General features: G+C 57.0%; 11 protein-coding genes and 1 tRNA gene. 1 reads left to right on the forward strand and 11 read right to left on the reverse strand.

The features are described from left to right. Positions 1-8 precede the first annotated feature (8 nt). The 4 genes from BUB22_RS01205 to BUB22_RS01220 all read right to left on the reverse strand — a co-directional run bounded on the left by BUB22_RS01205 (position 9) and on the right by BUB22_RS01220 (position 3558). Positions 9-875 carry a TIGR02147 family protein gene (locus BUB22_RS01205; protein ID WP_083535316.1) on the reverse strand — a complete coding sequence of 289 codons (867 nt, stop codon included), beginning with the start codon at positions 873-875 and terminating at the stop codon, positions 9-11. A 250-nt stretch (positions 876-1125) separates the two neighbouring features. Next, complete coding sequence (locus BUB22_RS01210) at positions 1126-2286, reverse strand: sodium ion-translocating decarboxylase subunit beta (protein ID WP_072809289.1); 1161 nt, start codon at positions 2284-2286, stop codon at positions 1126-1128. Positions 2287-2299: 13 nt separating this feature from the next. Next, complete coding sequence (locus tag BUB22_RS01215) at positions 2300-2659, reverse strand: acyl-CoA carboxylase biotin carboxyl carrier protein subunit (protein ID WP_072809292.1); 360 nt, start codon at positions 2657-2659, stop codon at positions 2300-2302. Between the two features lie 47 nt (positions 2660-2706). Beyond that, positions 2707-3558, reverse strand: coding sequence for a hypothetical protein (locus BUB22_RS01220; RefSeq protein WP_073113557.1), 852 nt, complete (start codon positions 3556-3558; stop codon positions 2707-2709). 141 nt (positions 3559-3699) lie between these two features. Here BUB22_RS01220 and BUB22_RS01225 point away from each other — a divergent pair. Then, positions 3700-3772 (forward strand) — tRNA-Lys (locus tag BUB22_RS01225). 57 nt (positions 3773-3829) lie between these two features. On the opposite strand, the gene BUB22_RS01230 is transcribed toward BUB22_RS01225, so the two are convergent. The 7 genes from BUB22_RS01230 to BUB22_RS01260 form a co-directional block, all read right to left on the reverse strand. Then, positions 3830-5377 (reverse strand): histidine phosphatase family protein, encoded by a 1548-nt coding sequence (locus tag BUB22_RS01230; protein ID WP_254794585.1) that lies wholly within the window; start codon positions 5375-5377, stop codon positions 3830-3832. Positions 5378-5384: 7 nt separating this feature from the next. Beyond that, the gene (locus BUB22_RS01235; protein WP_139258649.1) at positions 5385-7682 is read right to left on the reverse strand and encodes a histidine phosphatase family protein; all 2298 of its coding nucleotides are present in this window, start codon (positions 7680-7682) and stop codon (positions 5385-5387) included. Between the two features lie 36 nt (positions 7683-7718). Next, positions 7719-9740 (reverse strand): histidine phosphatase family protein, encoded by a 2022-nt coding sequence (locus tag BUB22_RS01240; protein ID WP_083535317.1) that lies wholly within the window; start codon positions 9738-9740, stop codon positions 7719-7721. A gap of 131 nt (positions 9741-9871) precedes the next feature. Further along, on the reverse strand, positions 9872-11359 hold the full coding sequence (locus BUB22_RS01245) for an acetyl-CoA hydrolase/transferase C-terminal domain-containing protein (protein ID WP_254794586.1): 1488 nt from the start codon (positions 11357-11359) through the stop codon (positions 9872-9874). A 103-nt stretch (positions 11360-11462) separates the two neighbouring features. Further along, a complete protein-coding gene (locus BUB22_RS01250; protein ID WP_254794587.1) occupies positions 11463-11903 on the reverse strand; it encodes a GtrA family protein in 441 nt (146 codons plus the stop codon). 69 nt (positions 11904-11972) lie between these two features. After that, a complete protein-coding gene (locus BUB22_RS17210) occupies positions 11973-14438 on the reverse strand; it encodes an OmpA family protein (RefSeq protein WP_083535318.1) in 2466 nt (821 codons plus the stop codon). Positions 14439-14458: 20 nt separating this feature from the next. Beyond that, the gene (locus tag BUB22_RS01260; protein ID WP_073113563.1) at positions 14459-16579 is read right to left on the reverse strand and encodes a polysaccharide biosynthesis tyrosine autokinase; all 2121 of its coding nucleotides are present in this window, start codon (positions 16577-16579) and stop codon (positions 14459-14461) included. Between the last annotated feature and the right edge of the window lie 82 nt (positions 16580-16661).

A 16661-nucleotide genomic window follows, 5' to 3' on the forward strand; every position in this document is an offset into this window, starting at 1 on the left:
AAACATATTCACTCTCCTTTACCCGATGTGGACTTGCCACGATTCTTGCCACTGTTCAAGTTTTCCGTCAGCGGGAAAAACTGGAAATTGAGTCTGCACACCTTATCCGGATGCGGCTCGTCGGCGACTATCGACACGATGCGCTTGCGGCACTTCGCAAGTTCATCCACGACCTTCTTGTAGCTTTCTTCCGTCACGCCCATAGTAATTCCGCTAAAGTGACGTTCCGAAATGGGCAACTTGTCAAGCGCCTCGAGCGCGAACTCGCCCATCTGGCGCAAGAGCGAATGCACCGCGACGGCAACCACGTTCAGGCGCCCCGTAGTAAGCGAGCGGTTCGTCTGGTGGTAATTGCCCTTGATGTCGCGCGTGATGAGCCCCGCCTTCATGAGAAAGTTCAGGCTCGCGCTCACGTCCGCCGCAGAAATCGCGGGCCTGCAGGCCTTCGCAATCTCGTGCGGTTTCGCTCCCGGCATGGCAACCGCCAGCTCGCGCACCACGGAATGCTTCCAGGTTTCGTAGAACGTGTAGAGTTCGTTCCCCAGAATCTTCACGTGGTGTGCGGCGCTCAGCGCCTGCATTTCCTCGAAACACTTCTTCTTTTCGCGATCCGTCTTCGCGCTTTCGTAGCGCACCATCAAAATAAAGTAGTCGTACTCAAAGCCGAGCAACCCCATAGCAAGCGCAGTTTTCTTCGCTCCTTCTTCCCGAAGACGCGTCTTGCCGTCGCAAACCAGCTTCAAGTACGACCCCGATGCGAACCCGGCAATCTTCGCGAACTCGCGCCACGTAAACGCCGATGTGCGCTTGCGTTCGCGGTAGTAGTCCAGCACGTACTCGCGGTAATCCTTGTATTCAACAACCGATTTCATCATGACTATAAGATAGATTTATGCGCACGCCCGTGCAACATTTTTGTTAAAACAAAATTGGCGATTTTAAACAAATTTCGCCACTTTTAATTTTAGTAGAAAGATTTTTATTAAAGTAAAAAACAAAAACAGGGATTCTATAGAACAAACCGCACAAGGCATAAAAAAGGAGCCCCCGGCGCATTGCCGAGGGCATTCCTTATAAAGATCCTCGCCTTCGCGAGGATGACATTAATGTCGCGGGGATGACGTCTTAGCTCAGGCGGCTAATCATGTAACCGGCGCAGACTGCGGTACCGATCACGCCGGCCACGTTCGGGCCCATGGCGTGCATCAAGAGGAAGTTCTGCGGGTCATACTTGGCACCTTCCACCTGGGAAACACGTGCAGCCATCGGCACGGCGGACACGCCTGCAGAACCGATAAGCGGGTTCACGGGGTTCTTGGGGGAGCACCAGTTCATGATCTTCGCGAGGAAGAGGCCGGCCGCGGTCGAGAAACCGAAGGCGACAACGCCCATGGCGATAATCATGAGGGTCTGCGGCTTCAGGAAGATGTCGGCAGACATCGTGAGGCCCACGGAAGTACCGAGGAAGATGGTCACGATGTTCATGAGTTCGTTGGAGGAGGTCTTCACGAGACGTTCCACGACGCCGGCTTCCTTGAAGATGTTGCCGAGCATGAGCATGATGATAAGTGCAGAAGCGTCGGGCACCACGAGGATGCAGACGATCATCACCATCACGGCGAACACGATGCGTTCGGCCTTGGACACCTGGCGGAGAGCCTTCATACGGATCTTACGTTCCTTGTCGTTGGTCATCAGGCGCATGATAGGCGGCTGGATGAGCGGGACGAGAGCCATGTAGGTGTAGGCCGCCACGGCGATAGGTCCGATGAGGTGCTTTGCAAGTTTGTTCGCAGTGAAGATGGAGGTCGGACCGTCGGCGCCGCCGATGATACCGATGGAGGCCGCTTCACCGAGAGTAAAGCCACCGAGGGCCACGGCGCAGAACATGGTCGCGAACACGCCGAACTGGGCGCCACCGCCGAGAAGCAGCGTACGCGGGTTGGCGATAAGCGGTCCGAAGTCCGTCATGGCACCCACGCCCAAGAAGATGATGGGCGGGAAGAGTTCCAGGTGGATACCCTGGCTGATGTAGTAGTAGAGGCCGGCAGTCGGCGTGAACATACCTTCGATGCTCCAGCCGCCATCGTAGAACCCGGCGCTCGGGATATTCACCGCCAGCGCGCCGAGGGAAATCGGCAAGAGCAGCAGCGGCTCATACTTTTTGACAATCGCCAAGTACATCAGTACGAAACTCACGATCCACATAATCACCATGGGTCCGGTGACATATGCGAATCCGGTATCGCACGCGAACTCGACGACCGAATTTAAGAGTGAACTCATTTATCTGTACCTCTTAGGCGATGGTCATGAGGGTCTGGCCGTCGACGACGGTATCGGTTTCCTTGACGGAGATGGAGTTGACGGTGCCGGCGCACGGAGCGACGACCGGGTTTTCCATCTTGAGGGCTTCGATGATGGCCACTTCCTGGTTGGCTTCGACCTTGTCACCGACCTTGACCTTCAGCTTGAACACGGAACCGGCGAGCGGGCACTTCACTTCGGTACCACCGGCTGCGACGGGAGCTGCGGCAGGAGCGGCAGCGGGGGCAGCGGCGACCGGGGCTGCCGGAGCGGCGGCGACGGCGGAATCAAGAACTTCTACTTCGACGTCGTAGGTCTTGCCTTCGAAACTGATACGGACTGTTTTCTTCATTTTGATTTTTCCTGGCTTATAAGCCTGTTAAGTTTTAAAAGTTGACCTTACTTGACAATCGTCCAAGCAGGGGAGTTAATGTTCTTGTAGGCGGTCACGCGGCAGGGCTGACCGATGGCCTGGGTCGCAGCGGCGGTCACCAGGGCAAGGAACGTATCGTTGCTCATGCCGGGGTGTTCTTCCAGGGCGGCCACGGCGGCAATGCCGAGGAAGGCCTGGAGCTGCTTGTTGGTGAAGCCCGGGTGGACGCTCTTCGCGTTCGGGTCCCAGTCGCAGTGGGCCGGGGCGATCGTCTTGGGAGCGGCGGCAGCAGGAGCAGCCTTGACCGCGGGTGCCGGAGCCTTGATCTTGTTGAGGCCGAGCTTCGCCATGATGAAGTTCATGAGGTAGCAGAGCACCGTGAGGCCGATAATCACCACCATCACCACTATGAGGCCGGTGGCCTGGAATTCAACCAGGGAACCGATGCCGAACGTGTCGGATTCGCCCTTGCAGCCCTGTTCGGTGGAGTATTCGCCCTTGCAGTAGGTGGACCCGAGCTTCGCCTTCGCGATGGGGAGGACCTTGTGGCCGGCGGCGTTCTCGATGGAATCGCGCACGTCGCGGGCAAGCACTGCCTGGTCGTAAGTCTTGTAGAGAACCGCATGGTTACCGCCGTGGGTTTCCACGATCTTGTAAACCATGTCATCGCTCATGCCCGGCATGGAAAGCTGCGCCTGGACCTGGGCTGCGTCGGAGGGGAGCATGAGCCCGAGCTGTTCGTCGAACTTGCCCTTCACCTTGGCAGCCGGTTCGCTTGCAACGATAGCCGGTTGCTGCACAGCTTCTTCGGCGACAGGGGCCGCGGCGGGGGCCGGGGCTACTGCGGAATCGGCTGTATTCTGTACTGTTTCATTCATATAGGAATGTGTCCATTTAATTAAGTGAACTGTTTGATAAAATCAACGCGGGATAATTTAGAATTTTTTTTCGGAGAAGGCTGTAAAAACCCTTGCCACATGGCCGAATTTTTCTATAATTGAGCCCGTCGAAAGACCTCTGGATGATTAGCTCAGTTGGTAGAGCAGCTGACTCTTAATCAGCGGGTCGCAGGTTCGACCCCTGCATCATCCACGAAAACCTCTCCCCAGCGGAGAGGTTTTTTGTACCCTGTACATATTGCGCCTGCGGCTACATCGTGCCCGTTTCGAGGCCCTTCACGGGAATATAGCGCACGGATCCGTCGGCAGAAATAATCATCGCCACGCCCGCCATGTAGTTGACCCAGCGGTTCTTCTCGTAGTAGCGCACGTTCGCATGGCCGTCAGTCGTGTAGGCAAGCAATGGCACCACCAGGTAGTCGTGCGTGCACATCACGTTCACGCGCTTCATGCTCCCGATGTTCGCTAGAATCTGGTCCTTGAGCAACTGCTCGCTGCGCGTTTCCAAATCGTAGAATGCATCCGAGTAGGCGCCGGTGAACCCGTACTTGGAATACACCACCCAGCCGCCGCCATCGGAATTCGTGTAGGCCTCCGCCTTGTCGGCATCCTTCACGTACCACGCGCCATCCATGTACGGGAGCTCCACGATGCTGTAGTTCACCTGGCCCTTGCCCAGCGCAATGTTCTCGCACGTCTCGTACGTGCGCGTGTAACCCGAATACCCGAAGTAGAAATCCTCCGTCCCGACTTTCGCAAGGCGCGCGCCCAGCTCGCGGGCATATTTCTTCCCGTTGTCAGTCAGGTGACCGCTTGCGCCCGTTTCACTCGTGCGCTCGCTGTGCCGGATGATGAACACCACCTTTTCGCTCGACTTGAGATTCGCGTAGACATCTACGAGGTCGGTAAAACCGTCGGCCTCCTGCGGGGTCGCGACGCGCCAGTTGCCCGCATCGAATATGTAGTAGTTGTCGTGGTTCACGCGGCCTTCGCGCACCTCGCGGTCGTATTCTCCCGGCCCGAACCCCGCGGTATCCTTCTCGATGGCGTTCGCGACGCGCCACTGGAATCCATTTGCATCGCAGATGAACCGCACCCGCGAATGGTCCGCATGCTCGTAGTTGTTCGCGAAATAAACGCTCTGGCCCTGGTTCACGTACGTGACCTTCCCCGCATTCGAGGCGCCACACGGTTCAAAACCGTAGGCAATCGGGAAAAACTCTCGCATGTACCTCTCGAAATAAGGTACGTTCCCGCCATAGTACGGAGCGGCGTTGTTACGCACATCGTTATACCGCCAGCTGGAATCAAGCCCTACGACCCAGTCCGCAATCCTGATTTTCCAGTTCGGGTCGTTCCACACGCCGTCCCCCTTCAGGTCTTCCCCCAGATTGCGGATAAAGTTCTGCGTCTCTTCCTTGCTGGCGCGGTTCTGCACCATCGCCGAGACGGCGAGCATCACTGCACCGGAATCGCTTGCGAGCTGTACGGAATCTATCCCGAAGGCGGCGGCCGCTTCGCGTTTCGCCTGCACGTGCACCAGTTCCTCGGGAACGTGGTTCATCAGGAGCTGTTCCACGCGCGGTTCAGACAACATGTCCAGAATGTCGATTGCGGTCGAATCCGCCGCCATCCGGTCTGCGAGAATTTCATAGACAAAGAGCGGGGCGTCAATTTTCTCGTAAGCCTCGGGAGAATCCGACGCGTTTACAGGGCCATGACCGTCGCTACAGCCCGCGACAAGAGCGCCAGCCAAGGCGGCCACCAAGCATCCAACAAACCATACAACCTGTTTCACCGAACACCTACATCGTCATAGTCGCCTTGTCGAGCCCCTTCACCGGCACGTAGCGGATATTGCCCTTCGAATCCATGATGACGGCAAGTCCTGCCAGGTAGTAAATCCACTGCTTGGTATCGAAGTAGCGCAGGTTTACCTTCTTGTTCGAGCCGTAAACCGTTATGGGTACCACGAACGTATCGTGCGAAATCCACACGCCCACGCGGTTAACCTTCGCGAATTCCGGTTTGACAATGTCCGAAATAAACGCCTCGCTCCGGGAATCGAAATCGTAGTAGACGCCCGGGCAAATGCCGCCCTTGTAGGCATACGCAGAAGTCGCCTGCCAGCCACCGCCGTTTTCACTCTTGCAGGATTCGTACTTGGATTCGTCCTTCACGTACCATTCGCCGTCCAGGTCTGCAATGGTGTTCTCGGTATAGGTCACGCCCGCACCCGAAGCCACACCCTCGCAGGTTTCCATGCTGCGCGTGTAGGTAGAGTTCGCGAAATAAATCTGCTCGCCCTTGAGCTTTTCGCCCACGGCCTTCGACTGTTTCTTGCCGCCATCCGTCAGGTGGCCCTTCTTGCCCGTATCGTCGGTGCGTTCCGCATGGCGCAAGATGAATATGACTTTCTCGTCCGGAGCAAGGCCCGCCATGACATCCGCGATATCCACGAATTCCATGATGTCGTCGCCCGTCGCCGCGCGCCACTTGCCCTTACTTTGCTCGTAAACGTAATACTTTTCCGCGTTAATCTTGCCGTTCTTGATTTGCCCGTCGTAATCGCCCTTGCCAAAGCCAACCGTATCCTTCTCGATATCGGTCGCCGCGCGCCACAGGTGCGTCTCGGCATCGCAAATGAATCGCGTGCGCGGGCCATCGGGCTGCTCGTAATACGAGATGAAGAACTTGCTCAAACTGTTGTTCACGTGCTTCACGGTCCCCGCAGTCATGGAGTTGCAGGCCCCGAACTGGTAGATGCTTGTCCAGAAGTTGCGCAGGTGTTTCTCGAAATCGGGAACCTCGCCCAACTTCCAGCTTGCAATGTTGTTCCTGATAGTCGCATACGAGCCGCTCGTATCGAGCACCATGAGCCAGTCCGCAAGGTCCGCCTTCGCGTTGTTGTCGTCCCAGTTGCCGTTACCCTTGATACGTTCGGCAATACCCGACGTGTACTGGAGCATATCGTTGCCGGAACCGTTCCTCTGCATCATGATAGAAACCGCAAGGAGCGCCGCGCTGTACTCGTCACCGTCGAACAGGCTGATGTCTTCGGCAAAGCGGCCGTCGGTCGAAGTCGTTGTCTGCTGTTGCTGGCCCCAGCCCCAACCCGGGAAAGCGCTGTTACCGCCCGAAGAGCCTCCCAGGCTAATCTCGAACGAGCCGAGAATCTCCTTCAGGGCCTGAGCCTTCACCGAACGTATCGGCTGGTTGTTGCCGCTATTCTCCACAAGTTTCAAGACGCGCGGGGCTTCCATGTGGGTAAGCATGTTCACGTTTACCGTATCGCGGTCCGTCACGTCTACAATCGCCTTGAGCGTTACCATGTGCGAAGAAAGCCCGCCGGTCAGTTCGTTCTGGAAATACCCGTTTGCCTCCACGCGCAGGTACGGCGACACCAGGTCTACGCTATCGAAACTGAAGTTGCCCGCAGCCTCGGTAATGCAGGTCTTGTGCGTCTTCCTGGAATCGGCAAGCCTCTGCGTGCTGTCGAGTTCGATAATCTTCACGGAAGCGCCGTAACGGAACGGTCCCTTCTCGGCAATGCCCACAATGTGCGCAGCGGGGCGACGCGCGGGCATCGTGTCGAGCGCCGAAGACGTGCTGCCACCGCCAAAGTTGAAGTTACCGCCCCACGGGTTCGTCTGCCCCTGGCTGGGCGATTCTTCCTCCTCTTCCTCGCCAGTCATGTTCAGCGTCAAGACGCCATTGTGGCAACCGACCTGGAAAACTTCCGTCACCGTTTCGGAGGGGTGCCATTCCGTCCCGATGCAAAAATAGAGTGTCTGTTCACCTTCGACATAGAAAGACTCGCCTTCCTTGTCGGCCGTACAGGCCGGCAGGTCGCTCTTGCTTGCCACCGCAGTCGTGTCCTCAATCAGCGTGTCCGTCACCGCAGAGATGGGCTCCACCTTCATGGAACTCGAACTGCCCGAATGATGGCCTCCGCTCGAATGCCCTCCGGAGTGCTCGCCGCCGGAATAGGCGATATCCCCGCCAGACGGATCGTCGACAGCGGAGTCTTCGGATGCAGGATTGTCAGAACCACAGCATACGAGAAAAAAGGCGAGCAGTACTAGGGGCCATGTCGTCTTCATAATGAGGAACAATAGTAAAATAAACCGGAATTACGGCTACATGTAGGCCGAATCGAGCCCCTTGACGGGCACATAGCGCCTGTTTCCGAGCTCGTCAATGATAATGGCGACCCCCGCGAGGTAATTGAGCCACTTCCCGCCGTCATGCTTCTTGAGGTTCACCTTGCCCTGCGTGCAGTAGACCACCAGCGGGACCATCACCTTGTCGTGCGAACTGAGCATCACGAACCGCTGCGTCGGGTCGTTGTACTTCGCGAGAAGCACATCAACAATCAGTTCCACGGAACGTTCGTCCAGCGCATAGAACGCCGCCTTGTCGCCAGACGTGTAGGCCCCCGTGTAGGCATACTTGGAAGTCAGTTCCCAGCCGCCACAATTACAGTCGGACTTCGCCTTGTCATTCGCTTCCTGGCTAAACGTGTACCAGTCGTCGTTGAGTTCGGGGAAAGTGTCACGCACGTCGGACTGCTGACCACGCCCCTTCGCGATGTATTCTACCGTCTGGTGCGCCCGCTTGAATTCGGAGCCGCCCAGCAGGAAGGGTTCCTCGAACTTGGTGAGTTTTTCGCCGACTGCCTTCGATTGTGCCTTGCCATTGTCCGTAAGCGAACCGCCCTTGCTCGTATCATCGCCACGTTCCGCATGGCGGAGCACGAAAATCACGCGTTCATTCGGCTTGATTCCTTCGTAGACATCCTTGATATCGGTAAAGGTCGACGTCGCCGACATTTGAACAAAGTAAGAGTCCTTCTCCACCTCGGTAGAGGGCACCCAAGCGTTCTTCGAAGAACTGTAAGTGTAGTAGCGGTTCTTGGTGAATGCGCCCTGGCGCACTTCGCCAGCCTTACCTTCACCGAACGCATAAACATCCTTCAGGGATTCCGAGGCAAGTTCTATGCCACCTGCGGCATTGCAGGCAAACCGCTCGGAGACCTTCGAAAAATCCGATTCGTCCGTAACAAAGTAGCGGCTCGCGACATTCCCCACGTGAAGCATCGTCCCCGCATTTTCGCTACTGCACTCGGGTATCCCGAGTTCTTTCTGGTAGAACAGGCGCAGGTACTTTTCGAAACCGGGAACAGACGGAGCCCGATCCGAAAGCCACTTGCGGACACCGGCAAAGGCATCTTCCGCATCCGCGCGCAGAGCCCAGTCGGCAACTGACGCACGTGCAGCCGAATCATTCCAGAGTCCGTCATCCGCAATGTCGCGGGCAAAATCTGCAAACGTAAACCCGTCGCCCACCGCCACGCGCGAAGAAACAAGCAGGTGGATGGCGAGGAAATGTGCAGCCACATCCTCTTCAGGCAAGTCGGTAAAATCGTCCATGTGGAACACACGCAGAACCTCTGTTGCCGCCTGCTCCATCGCCATGGCCAGGGGTTGCCCTGCAGCTACAAGGGTTTCGGCACGCGAAAGTTCAGCGGTCGAAACAAAATCCACTTTCACCGTATCGCTCAAAGACAAGTCACCCAATGCCGAAAGAGAAATCCCTGTAACCGCCGATGCACCCGGGAAATCGAGAGCGATACCATCGATTGACACCCTGACATAGGGCTTCCAGTAAGTGATCGGTAAAAAAGCCTCGATAACGGAAGCACTTCCAGAATCCACCCCGTTCGAGGAGATGCCGCTTTGGGTATCCAGATATTCAATCCTCATCGAGGAATTGGGCGACAGGCCGAATAACGCGGACACGCGGCCATCAACAGCAAGACGGCTAAGATAAAAGACGGAATCCGGATTCCTGACCCAGTCCGTATCGTGCGAAAGGGAATCGCCCGACACAAGAGTATCACCTACCGTAACCGTATCGGAGGTCTGCACGGAACTGCTACTGGCAAGAACCGAAGACGAATAAGAAATTGCCGGGTCCGGGGCATCAACCTTAAAATCAGAAGACGAGGATTCCGGAACCTGCTCGTCGGAAGAGGAATCCTGAACCTGTTCTTCGGGCGAGGCAGATGAGGAATCGCCGCCACAGGCAACAAGCCCGAAGGCCAGCGCACACACAAATGCCCAAAAAGTAGCAAGTCTATTTTCTTTTCGTGTACCCATCAAAACGCCCCATGAACGTACAAACGTGGAGTCACACACCCGTTCTAAAGATATAATAATTTTCTTACATGCGCAAAAATATGCCACAAATCGGGCATTCCAAATGCGAATGATGCGAAAGCCGAGCTTTCCTAGAGCATCTTCCCGGTTTCGAGGAAGCGGTTGTGCATCTCGAAGGCGCGTTCGAGCGCGAGCGGCAGGTGCCTGCCCTTTGCATGCTTCAGGCCGTATTCCAGGAAATCGGTCAGCGGTTCGCGGAAGTCGGGGTGGGCGCAGTTCTTGATAATGAGCCGCGCGCGGTCTTCCGAGGCGAGCCCGCGGAGGTCGGCAAGGCCCTGCTCCGTCACGAAAATCTGCGTGTCGTGTTCCGTGTGGTCCACGTGACTCACGTAGGGCACGATGCTGCTGATGGCGCCACCCTTCGCGACAGAGGGCGTGAGGAAGAATCCGAGGGCGCAGTTGCGGGCAAAGTCCGCCGAGCCGCCGATGCCGTTCATCATGGCCGAGCCGCACACCAGGCTGCTGTTCACGTTCCCGAAGATATCGGCCTCGAGGGCGGTGTTCATCGAGATGACGCCCACGCGGCGGATGATGTCGGGACTGTTGCTTACCTCCTGCTGGCGAAGCACAAAGTGCTTTTTCCAGTCGGCGGCGTTCTGCACGAACTCCTGCTGCGCGGCCTGCGACAGCGTGAGCGCCGTACCGGAGGCGACACCGAGCTTGCCCTTCTTCAACAGAGGGAGCACCGCCTCCTGGATGACTTCGGTAAACAGGTCGATGCGCCCGAGACGCTCGTCGTTCGCCATCGCGCAGAGGACGGCATTCGCGACCTTCCCGACTCCGCTCTGGTAGGCCATTCCCTTCGGGAGCCTGCCGTGCGATTCCTCGAATCGGATAAAATCGAGAATGCGTTCGCCGATATTGCGCGAAACGTCGTCGGGTTCTACAAACGGGGTCACCTCATCGTACGCGTCGTTCTCGACAATTGCGATTACTTTATTCGTATCAATCTTGACAAATTCGCTACCCACGCGGTCACCTGCGGAATAGACCGGCAGGGGCTTCGCATGCGGGGGCAGTTCCGGGAGGGCGTCGTCGTGCATGCCCACACAGCTCTCGCCCAGGCGGGTATTGAGCTCCAGGATGATTTTCGGCGCCATGTCGAGGTAGCAGACCGAATTGCCTCCCGAAGTAGAAAGGCACACGCGTCCATCGGGGAGAATTGCGCTCACTTCTATCACGGCGACAGTGGGCGCAGGGACTGCGCCCGTGCGCACAAGGTAACCCATCTTGCCGAGGTGCGCGTCGATATAGCGGATGCTCCCGTCGTTGATGCCCTTGCGGAGGCTCGGGTTGCTCTGGTAGGGCATGCGCAGCTTGAGCGCACCTGCGCGGGCCAGGGCCCCGTCGCAGCTGTCGCCGGTCGATGCACCCGCATAGAGCGTCACCTGGAAAGGCGTGCCGGCAGCGTGCATTTTTTCGGCGCGGGCGGCAAGCGTGAGGGGAACCGCCTTCGGGTAACCCGCGAGCGTAAAGCCCGAAACACCAAGAATATCGCCATCCTGAATCATCGCCGCGGCATCTTCCGCGGAACACTTCTTGCCTTCAATCCAATTCATATTATCAACCATTTTTCATTCTAAAATCAAGTCTGAATCCTTCGCGACCTTCGGTCACCCAGGATGACGCATCACTTCACATTCCACATTACACACTTCGCACCTACATCCGGAACACCCACTTCTTGTACAGCATAAAGCTCGCCAGCACGTAGACAATGTTCGCAACAATGTTCGCAAAGTACGTAGGCTTCATGAACTGCGAAATCCACACGGTAAACGACCTGCACCACTGCGCGTTCTCGAGCAGGTACGCAGTGCCCTCGAGCGCCGCGAGATTGAGCGCGTAGCTCAGCAAAAAGACAACGAGGAACCGCACGACTTCCGTCCGCTTGCGGTTATGGCTCTTGAAATTCCAGATGCGGTTCATGAGGTAGCTGTTGACGCCGCCCGCGACGAACCCCAGAAAGTTCGAGACTTCCTTGCCCCAGTCCAGCCACTGGTGCAACACCCACACCACGGCAAGCGTGATGAGCGTGTTTATGATGCCAATGGCATTGTACTTGATGAAATGGAGCACGGGTATAATATAGTTATTGGTCATTGGTTATTTCCATATACAAAAAGAGCACCTGCATTTGCAGGTGCCCTTAAGCTTTATCTCAGCAGTCTATTACTTTTCGAACGGAACGAATTCCACGCGACGGTTCTGCTTACGACCCTTCTTGGTGGAGTTGCTGGCAATCGGCTTGTCCGGACCGAAACCGACAGCGCGGAAACGGTCGGCGGCGATGCCACCCTTCTTCACAAAGTAGTCAACCACAGCCTGAGCACGCTTCTGAGAGAGAGCCTTGTTCTTCTTGGCGGAGCCGACGTTGTCGGTGTGGCCCTGAACTTCAAGGTTCACGTTCGGGTACTGCTTCAGGAGGTTCACGAGGTCGTTCAACTTGCCGTAGCTGTTCTTGGTGAACTTGGTGGAGTTCGTCTGGAACTCGATACCGTGCTTCAGTTCGTTGAGGTCCTGCTTCTTGTCGAGCGGGCAGCCCTTCTCGTCGACCTTCACGCCTTCGAGCGTGTAGGCACACTTGTCGAGGTAGTCGGCAACGCCGTCCTTATCGGTATCCATCGGGCAACCAACAGAGTCAACAGAGACGTCAGCCGGAGTTTCCTGGCACTGGTCAAGGCCATCGAACACGCCGTCCTTGTCGCTATCCTGCGGGCAACCGGTAGAGTCGACAGTGATACCCGGCTTGGTGTTCGGGCACTTGTCGTTGTCATCGGGCACGCCGTCCTTGTCGTAGTCCATCGGGCAACCGGTGTTGTCAACGGTGGTGCCGGCCGGAGTATTCGGGCACTTGTCGTTCACGTCAAACACGCCGTCCTTGTCGCTATCGGCCGGGCAGCCGGTAGAATCGACAGGCACGCCCTGCTTGGTGTTCGGGCACTGGTCAGCATCGTCCGGTACGCCATCACCATCGTAGTCGCCTTCGCAACCTTCAGCATTCACCTGAGCACCCTGCTTGGTGTTCGGGCACTTGTCGAGAGCATCAGCAACGCCATCCTTGTCAGCATCAGCCGGGCAGCCGAGAGAGTCAACCGGGAGGCCAGCCGGAGTGTTGAGGCACTTGTCGAGAGCATCGGGCACGCCGTCCTTGTCGCTATCCATCGGGCAACCGAGAGAGTCAACCGAGAAGCCGGCCGGAGTGTCGGCACACTTGTCGAGGTCATCCGTCACGCCGTCCTTGTCGGTATCCTTCGGGCAACCCGTGGTATCGACAGAAACGCCCTTCGGGGTATTCGGGCAGCGGTCGAAGGAATCTTCCACGCCGTCACCGTCGAAGTCACCTTCGCAGCCGTTGATGCCGACCTGGTGGCCTTCCGGAGTTTCGTTGCACTTGTCAATGCCGTCATACACGCCATCCTTGTCGGTGTCGAACGGGCAGCCGACAGAGTCGATGGTAGCACCTTCCGGAGTACCCGGGCACTTGTCGAATCCATCGAGAACGCCGTCCTTATCGCCATCGAGCGGGCAGCCGAGGGAATCAACCACGGCACCCTTCGGGGTGTTGGCGCAGGAATCCTTCTTGTCGACAACGCCATCTTCATCGGTGTCCTTATCCTTGCCGCCGAAGCGCCAGACGAGGGCGGCAGTACCGGCATAGCGCGGAGTCGGGACGTAGCCGTAGGTAACCTTGTTGCCACGTTCATCCATGTAGCGGACCGTGTAGAGGTTGGCCGTTTCCATTTCGTCCTTCATGTCGTAACCGAAGTTCTTGAGAGCGCGGACGGCAATGTCGAGGCCCATGGCAAAGTCGATGTTCCAGGGCAGGTGGAAGCGCAGACCCGGAGTAATGAGCATCGGGTCTTCGATGGCTTCACGCGGGTAACCCGTCTTCTGCACGCGGAATTCGCCGGAGTATTCTACGAAGGCATCCATCCAGGAGAGCGGGAGCCAGTTGATACCCGTACCGTAGACGAGCGTGTTGGCCTGACCGTCACCCGTTGCAAGCACGAAGCCCGCATGGGTGTTCCAGCGGATGGGGATGTTCTTCTTGGTGAGGTCCAAAGTGAACTCGAGGGTTCCGGCCATCGCAAAGGCGTCGGCAGAGAACGGATGGGTAACACCTTCAGCGTTCAGGTACCAGGCGTGGCGGGGGCGAGTACCCACGGAATTTTCACCGGTCGGAATATAGAAGTCGAACATGGCGGCAAGGCCGAAGATGCTCTCGTCGCTGAACGGCACGCCAACCTTGAACCAGAGATCAAGGTCGCCACGGCTCGTGGTCCACATGTCCAGAGCGCCGGACGGACCTTCGTCATCGTTTGCGTGGTCGTAGTAGAGCGGAAGGCTCACACCGACATCCAAGAAGTCGAGAAGACCAATCGCGGCATTGAAGTTGCCGGCGAGAGTCCAGTCCCACTGGTTGAGGTCATAGGTCTTGCCCTTGTAGGTGTAGAGGCCACCACGGGTAAGGGACCAGGAATCCAGAGTAATGTCACCACCCGTGCCAATGGAGAAATTCCACTGGCCAAGAGTACTGGCATTGTGCTGGTGGATACCGTCCACACCGCCCATCAACCCGCTTTGGGCGAAGGCCATGCTACCGGCAAGTAGAGAAAGAGCGATTGCTTTTTTCATCTATACTCCTTATTGTGTTGTTAATACTTCTTGTAGCCATAGTAGCCGTAGTAGCCACCATAGCCGTAACCCGAATGGCGTTCGCACTTGTTGAACACGAAGGCCTTCGGCAAAGGTGTTTCGGTACTGCGGTCGAAGGTAGAGAGCGCTTCCTGGATGTTATCCATGCTATGCGCCGACTGCTTCAGCACGCACAAAAGGTAATCCGCATACTTTTCGACCAGGAGCGCATCGCTGCACTGGAATACAGGCGGGGTATCAAGAATAATCAGGTCGTACTTCTTACGGAACGTGTCGAGGAACGTACCGAAGCGGTTCTTGTTCAAGAGGTCGCCCGGGTTCACCACGCGCTTGCCCGAACCGATGATGTGGTAATTCTCGCTAACCACCTCGATGTACTCGTCATCGAACTTTTCGGCACGGAGCATTTCGCAGAGGCCCTTGTGGCCCTTCTTGAACATGCGGCCACGGCGCAGGTCCATATCCACAAGCAAAACCTTCTTGCCCGACATGGCAAAGGAGCATGCGAGGTTCGTCGAGACAAACGACTTGCCCACGCCCTCTATGAGGCCCGATACCATAAGGACCTTCTTGCCGTCGGCAAAGAGCGAGAACTCGAGCGCCGTCCTGAGTGCGCGGACCGCCTCGGCAAACGGTTCGTCGGGCTTTTCGTGCACGACCGGATCGAGCACGTTGTTCTCGGTGCCCTTGCCGAGCATCGGGAGCTTTCCGTACACGCCGATACCTGTAGCCTGCTCGACCTCGGTACTGCTCGCGACACCGTTATGCGACATGCGGCGCACGAGCACGATGGCACAGCCAAGGAGGAGGAACGCCAGGGCGACACCGCCAAAAATCAGCTTGCGGTTCGGCTTCGCGGGCTTTATGGGCACGTAGGCCTGGTCCACGATACGCACGTTACCGACTTCACCCGCCTGCACCACGCGGAGCTGCTGGATGTTGTTCAGGAGGTTCGTGTAGAGCTTGTTGTTGACCTCGACTTCTTCCTGCAGGGAAAGGAATTCCTGCTGGGTCTTGGGGAGCTTGTCCGCCGCCTTCTTCTGCTTTGCGATTTCGCCGTAGAGCCTTGCCTGCTGCTGCTCGATGGTACGGACCGTCGGGTGTTCCGCCTGGAACAGGCGCAGGGCTTCCTGCTTCTTCTGTTCAAGTTCGAGCAGGCGCTGCTGGAGGCTCACGTCCTTCTCGAGGTGCACGCGTGTTTCGCCCGAGAGGTCGATGGTCCCGTTCGCATTGCGGAACGAGGTAAGCTTCTGTTCAGAGGAATCGAGCTTGGCCTTCACGCTCGGGAGCTGCTCCTCGAGGAAGTCGAGGGTCTTCTTCGCCTCGGCGCTACGCATTTCGATATTCTGCTTGAGGTAGGTATTCGCGATAGAATTCAGGATGTCCGCCACCCGGTCCGGGTAGGCGTGCTGCATAGAGACGCGGATAATTCCGGAATTCTTGCCCTCTTCCGAGACGCTCAGACCACCCAGGAGACCGGCAACCGCCATCTGAGGATGGGTCGCCCCCAGGAGGAAGGTCTGGCCCGGACGGGCCTTCATGGAACGCACGCAAATGGCAAGCGTATCACCCGCATAGGGCTGACGATAGGTTTCCCCGACCTCGCCCTTCAGCAACACGGCATCGTCCTCGCCCAGGAGTTCAAACTTGGTGGAATCGGGCAGCACGCGGGCCTTTATCTTGATTTTCGCCTCGGATACGGCACGCGGGATGCTCAGGAACTCGAGGTCCATGCGGCCTTCCCTGTGCAAAAGGCGGTCGACCTTGTCCAGCGGTACGGCCGAATAGCAGAGGCGCTGTTCCTCGACAACGGAAGAAAGCACCATGCGGCTCTTGATGAGCTGCATCTCGGCCTCGGAGGGGGTAGAAACATCCAGAAGGGCGCCCATTTCGCCAAGCGCCTTGGAAGACTTGTTGCCCTTCACGTCAACCTGCAGAAGGATATCGCTCTTGTAGGCCGGGCGCATCCACATGGCGGCGACACCACCCGCAAAAAGCCCCAAAAGAAGGAAAACCAGAAGGAATTTCCACTTCGTCTTCAAAAACATCAATATCTCGAGAATGTCGATCTCGTCATCTTCCTGCTTAGGAGCGACATTCTGCGATACATTATTATCCATCAAAAATCTCCAAGTCCTTATCAAACGTCAAGATACGTCCAATCCGGAAAAATACATTCTTATTACAAAAGCTAGCAAAAAA

The organism is Fibrobacter sp. UWCM (assembly GCF_900129735.1).
GTDB lineage: Bacteria > Fibrobacterota > Fibrobacteria > Fibrobacterales > Fibrobacteraceae > Fibrobacter.

Bases quoted from the DNA above. Each gene is read 5' to 3' on its own strand.
- BUB22_RS01250 (WP_254794587.1), bottom strand. From the start codon at position 11,903: ATGACCAATAACTATATTATACCCGTGCTCCATTTCATCAAGTACAAT.
- BUB22_RS01215 (WP_072809292.1), bottom strand. From the start codon at position 2,659: ATGAAGAAAACAGTCCGTATCAGTTTCGAAGGCAAGACCTACGACGTC.
- BUB22_RS01235 (WP_139258649.1), bottom strand. From the start codon at position 7,682: ATGAAGACGACATGGCCCCTAGTACTGCTCGCCTTTTTTCTCGTATGC.
- BUB22_RS01210 (WP_072809289.1), bottom strand. From the start codon at position 2,286: ATGAGTTCACTCTTAAATTCGGTCGTCGAGTTCGCGTGCGATACCGGA.
- BUB22_RS01260 (WP_073113563.1), bottom strand. From the start codon at position 16,579: ATGGATAATAATGTATCGCAGAATGTCGCTCCTAAGCAGGAAGATGAC.
- BUB22_RS01220 (WP_073113557.1), bottom strand. From the start codon at position 3,558: ATGAATGAAACAGTACAGAATACAGCCGATTCCGCAGTAGCCCCGGCC.
- BUB22_RS01205 (WP_083535316.1), bottom strand. From the start codon at position 875: ATGATGAAATCGGTTGTTGAATACAAGGATTACCGCGAGTACGTGCTG.
- BUB22_RS01240 (WP_083535317.1), bottom strand. From the start codon at position 9,740: ATGGGTACACGAAAAGAAAATAGACTTGCTACTTTTTGGGCATTTGTG.
- BUB22_RS17210 (WP_083535318.1), bottom strand. From the start codon at position 14,438: ATGAAAAAAGCAATCGCTCTTTCTCTACTTGCCGGTAGCATGGCCTTC.
- BUB22_RS01245 (WP_254794586.1), bottom strand. From the start codon at position 11,359: ATGAATTGGATTGAAGGCAAGAAGTGTTCCGCGGAAGATGCCGCGGCG.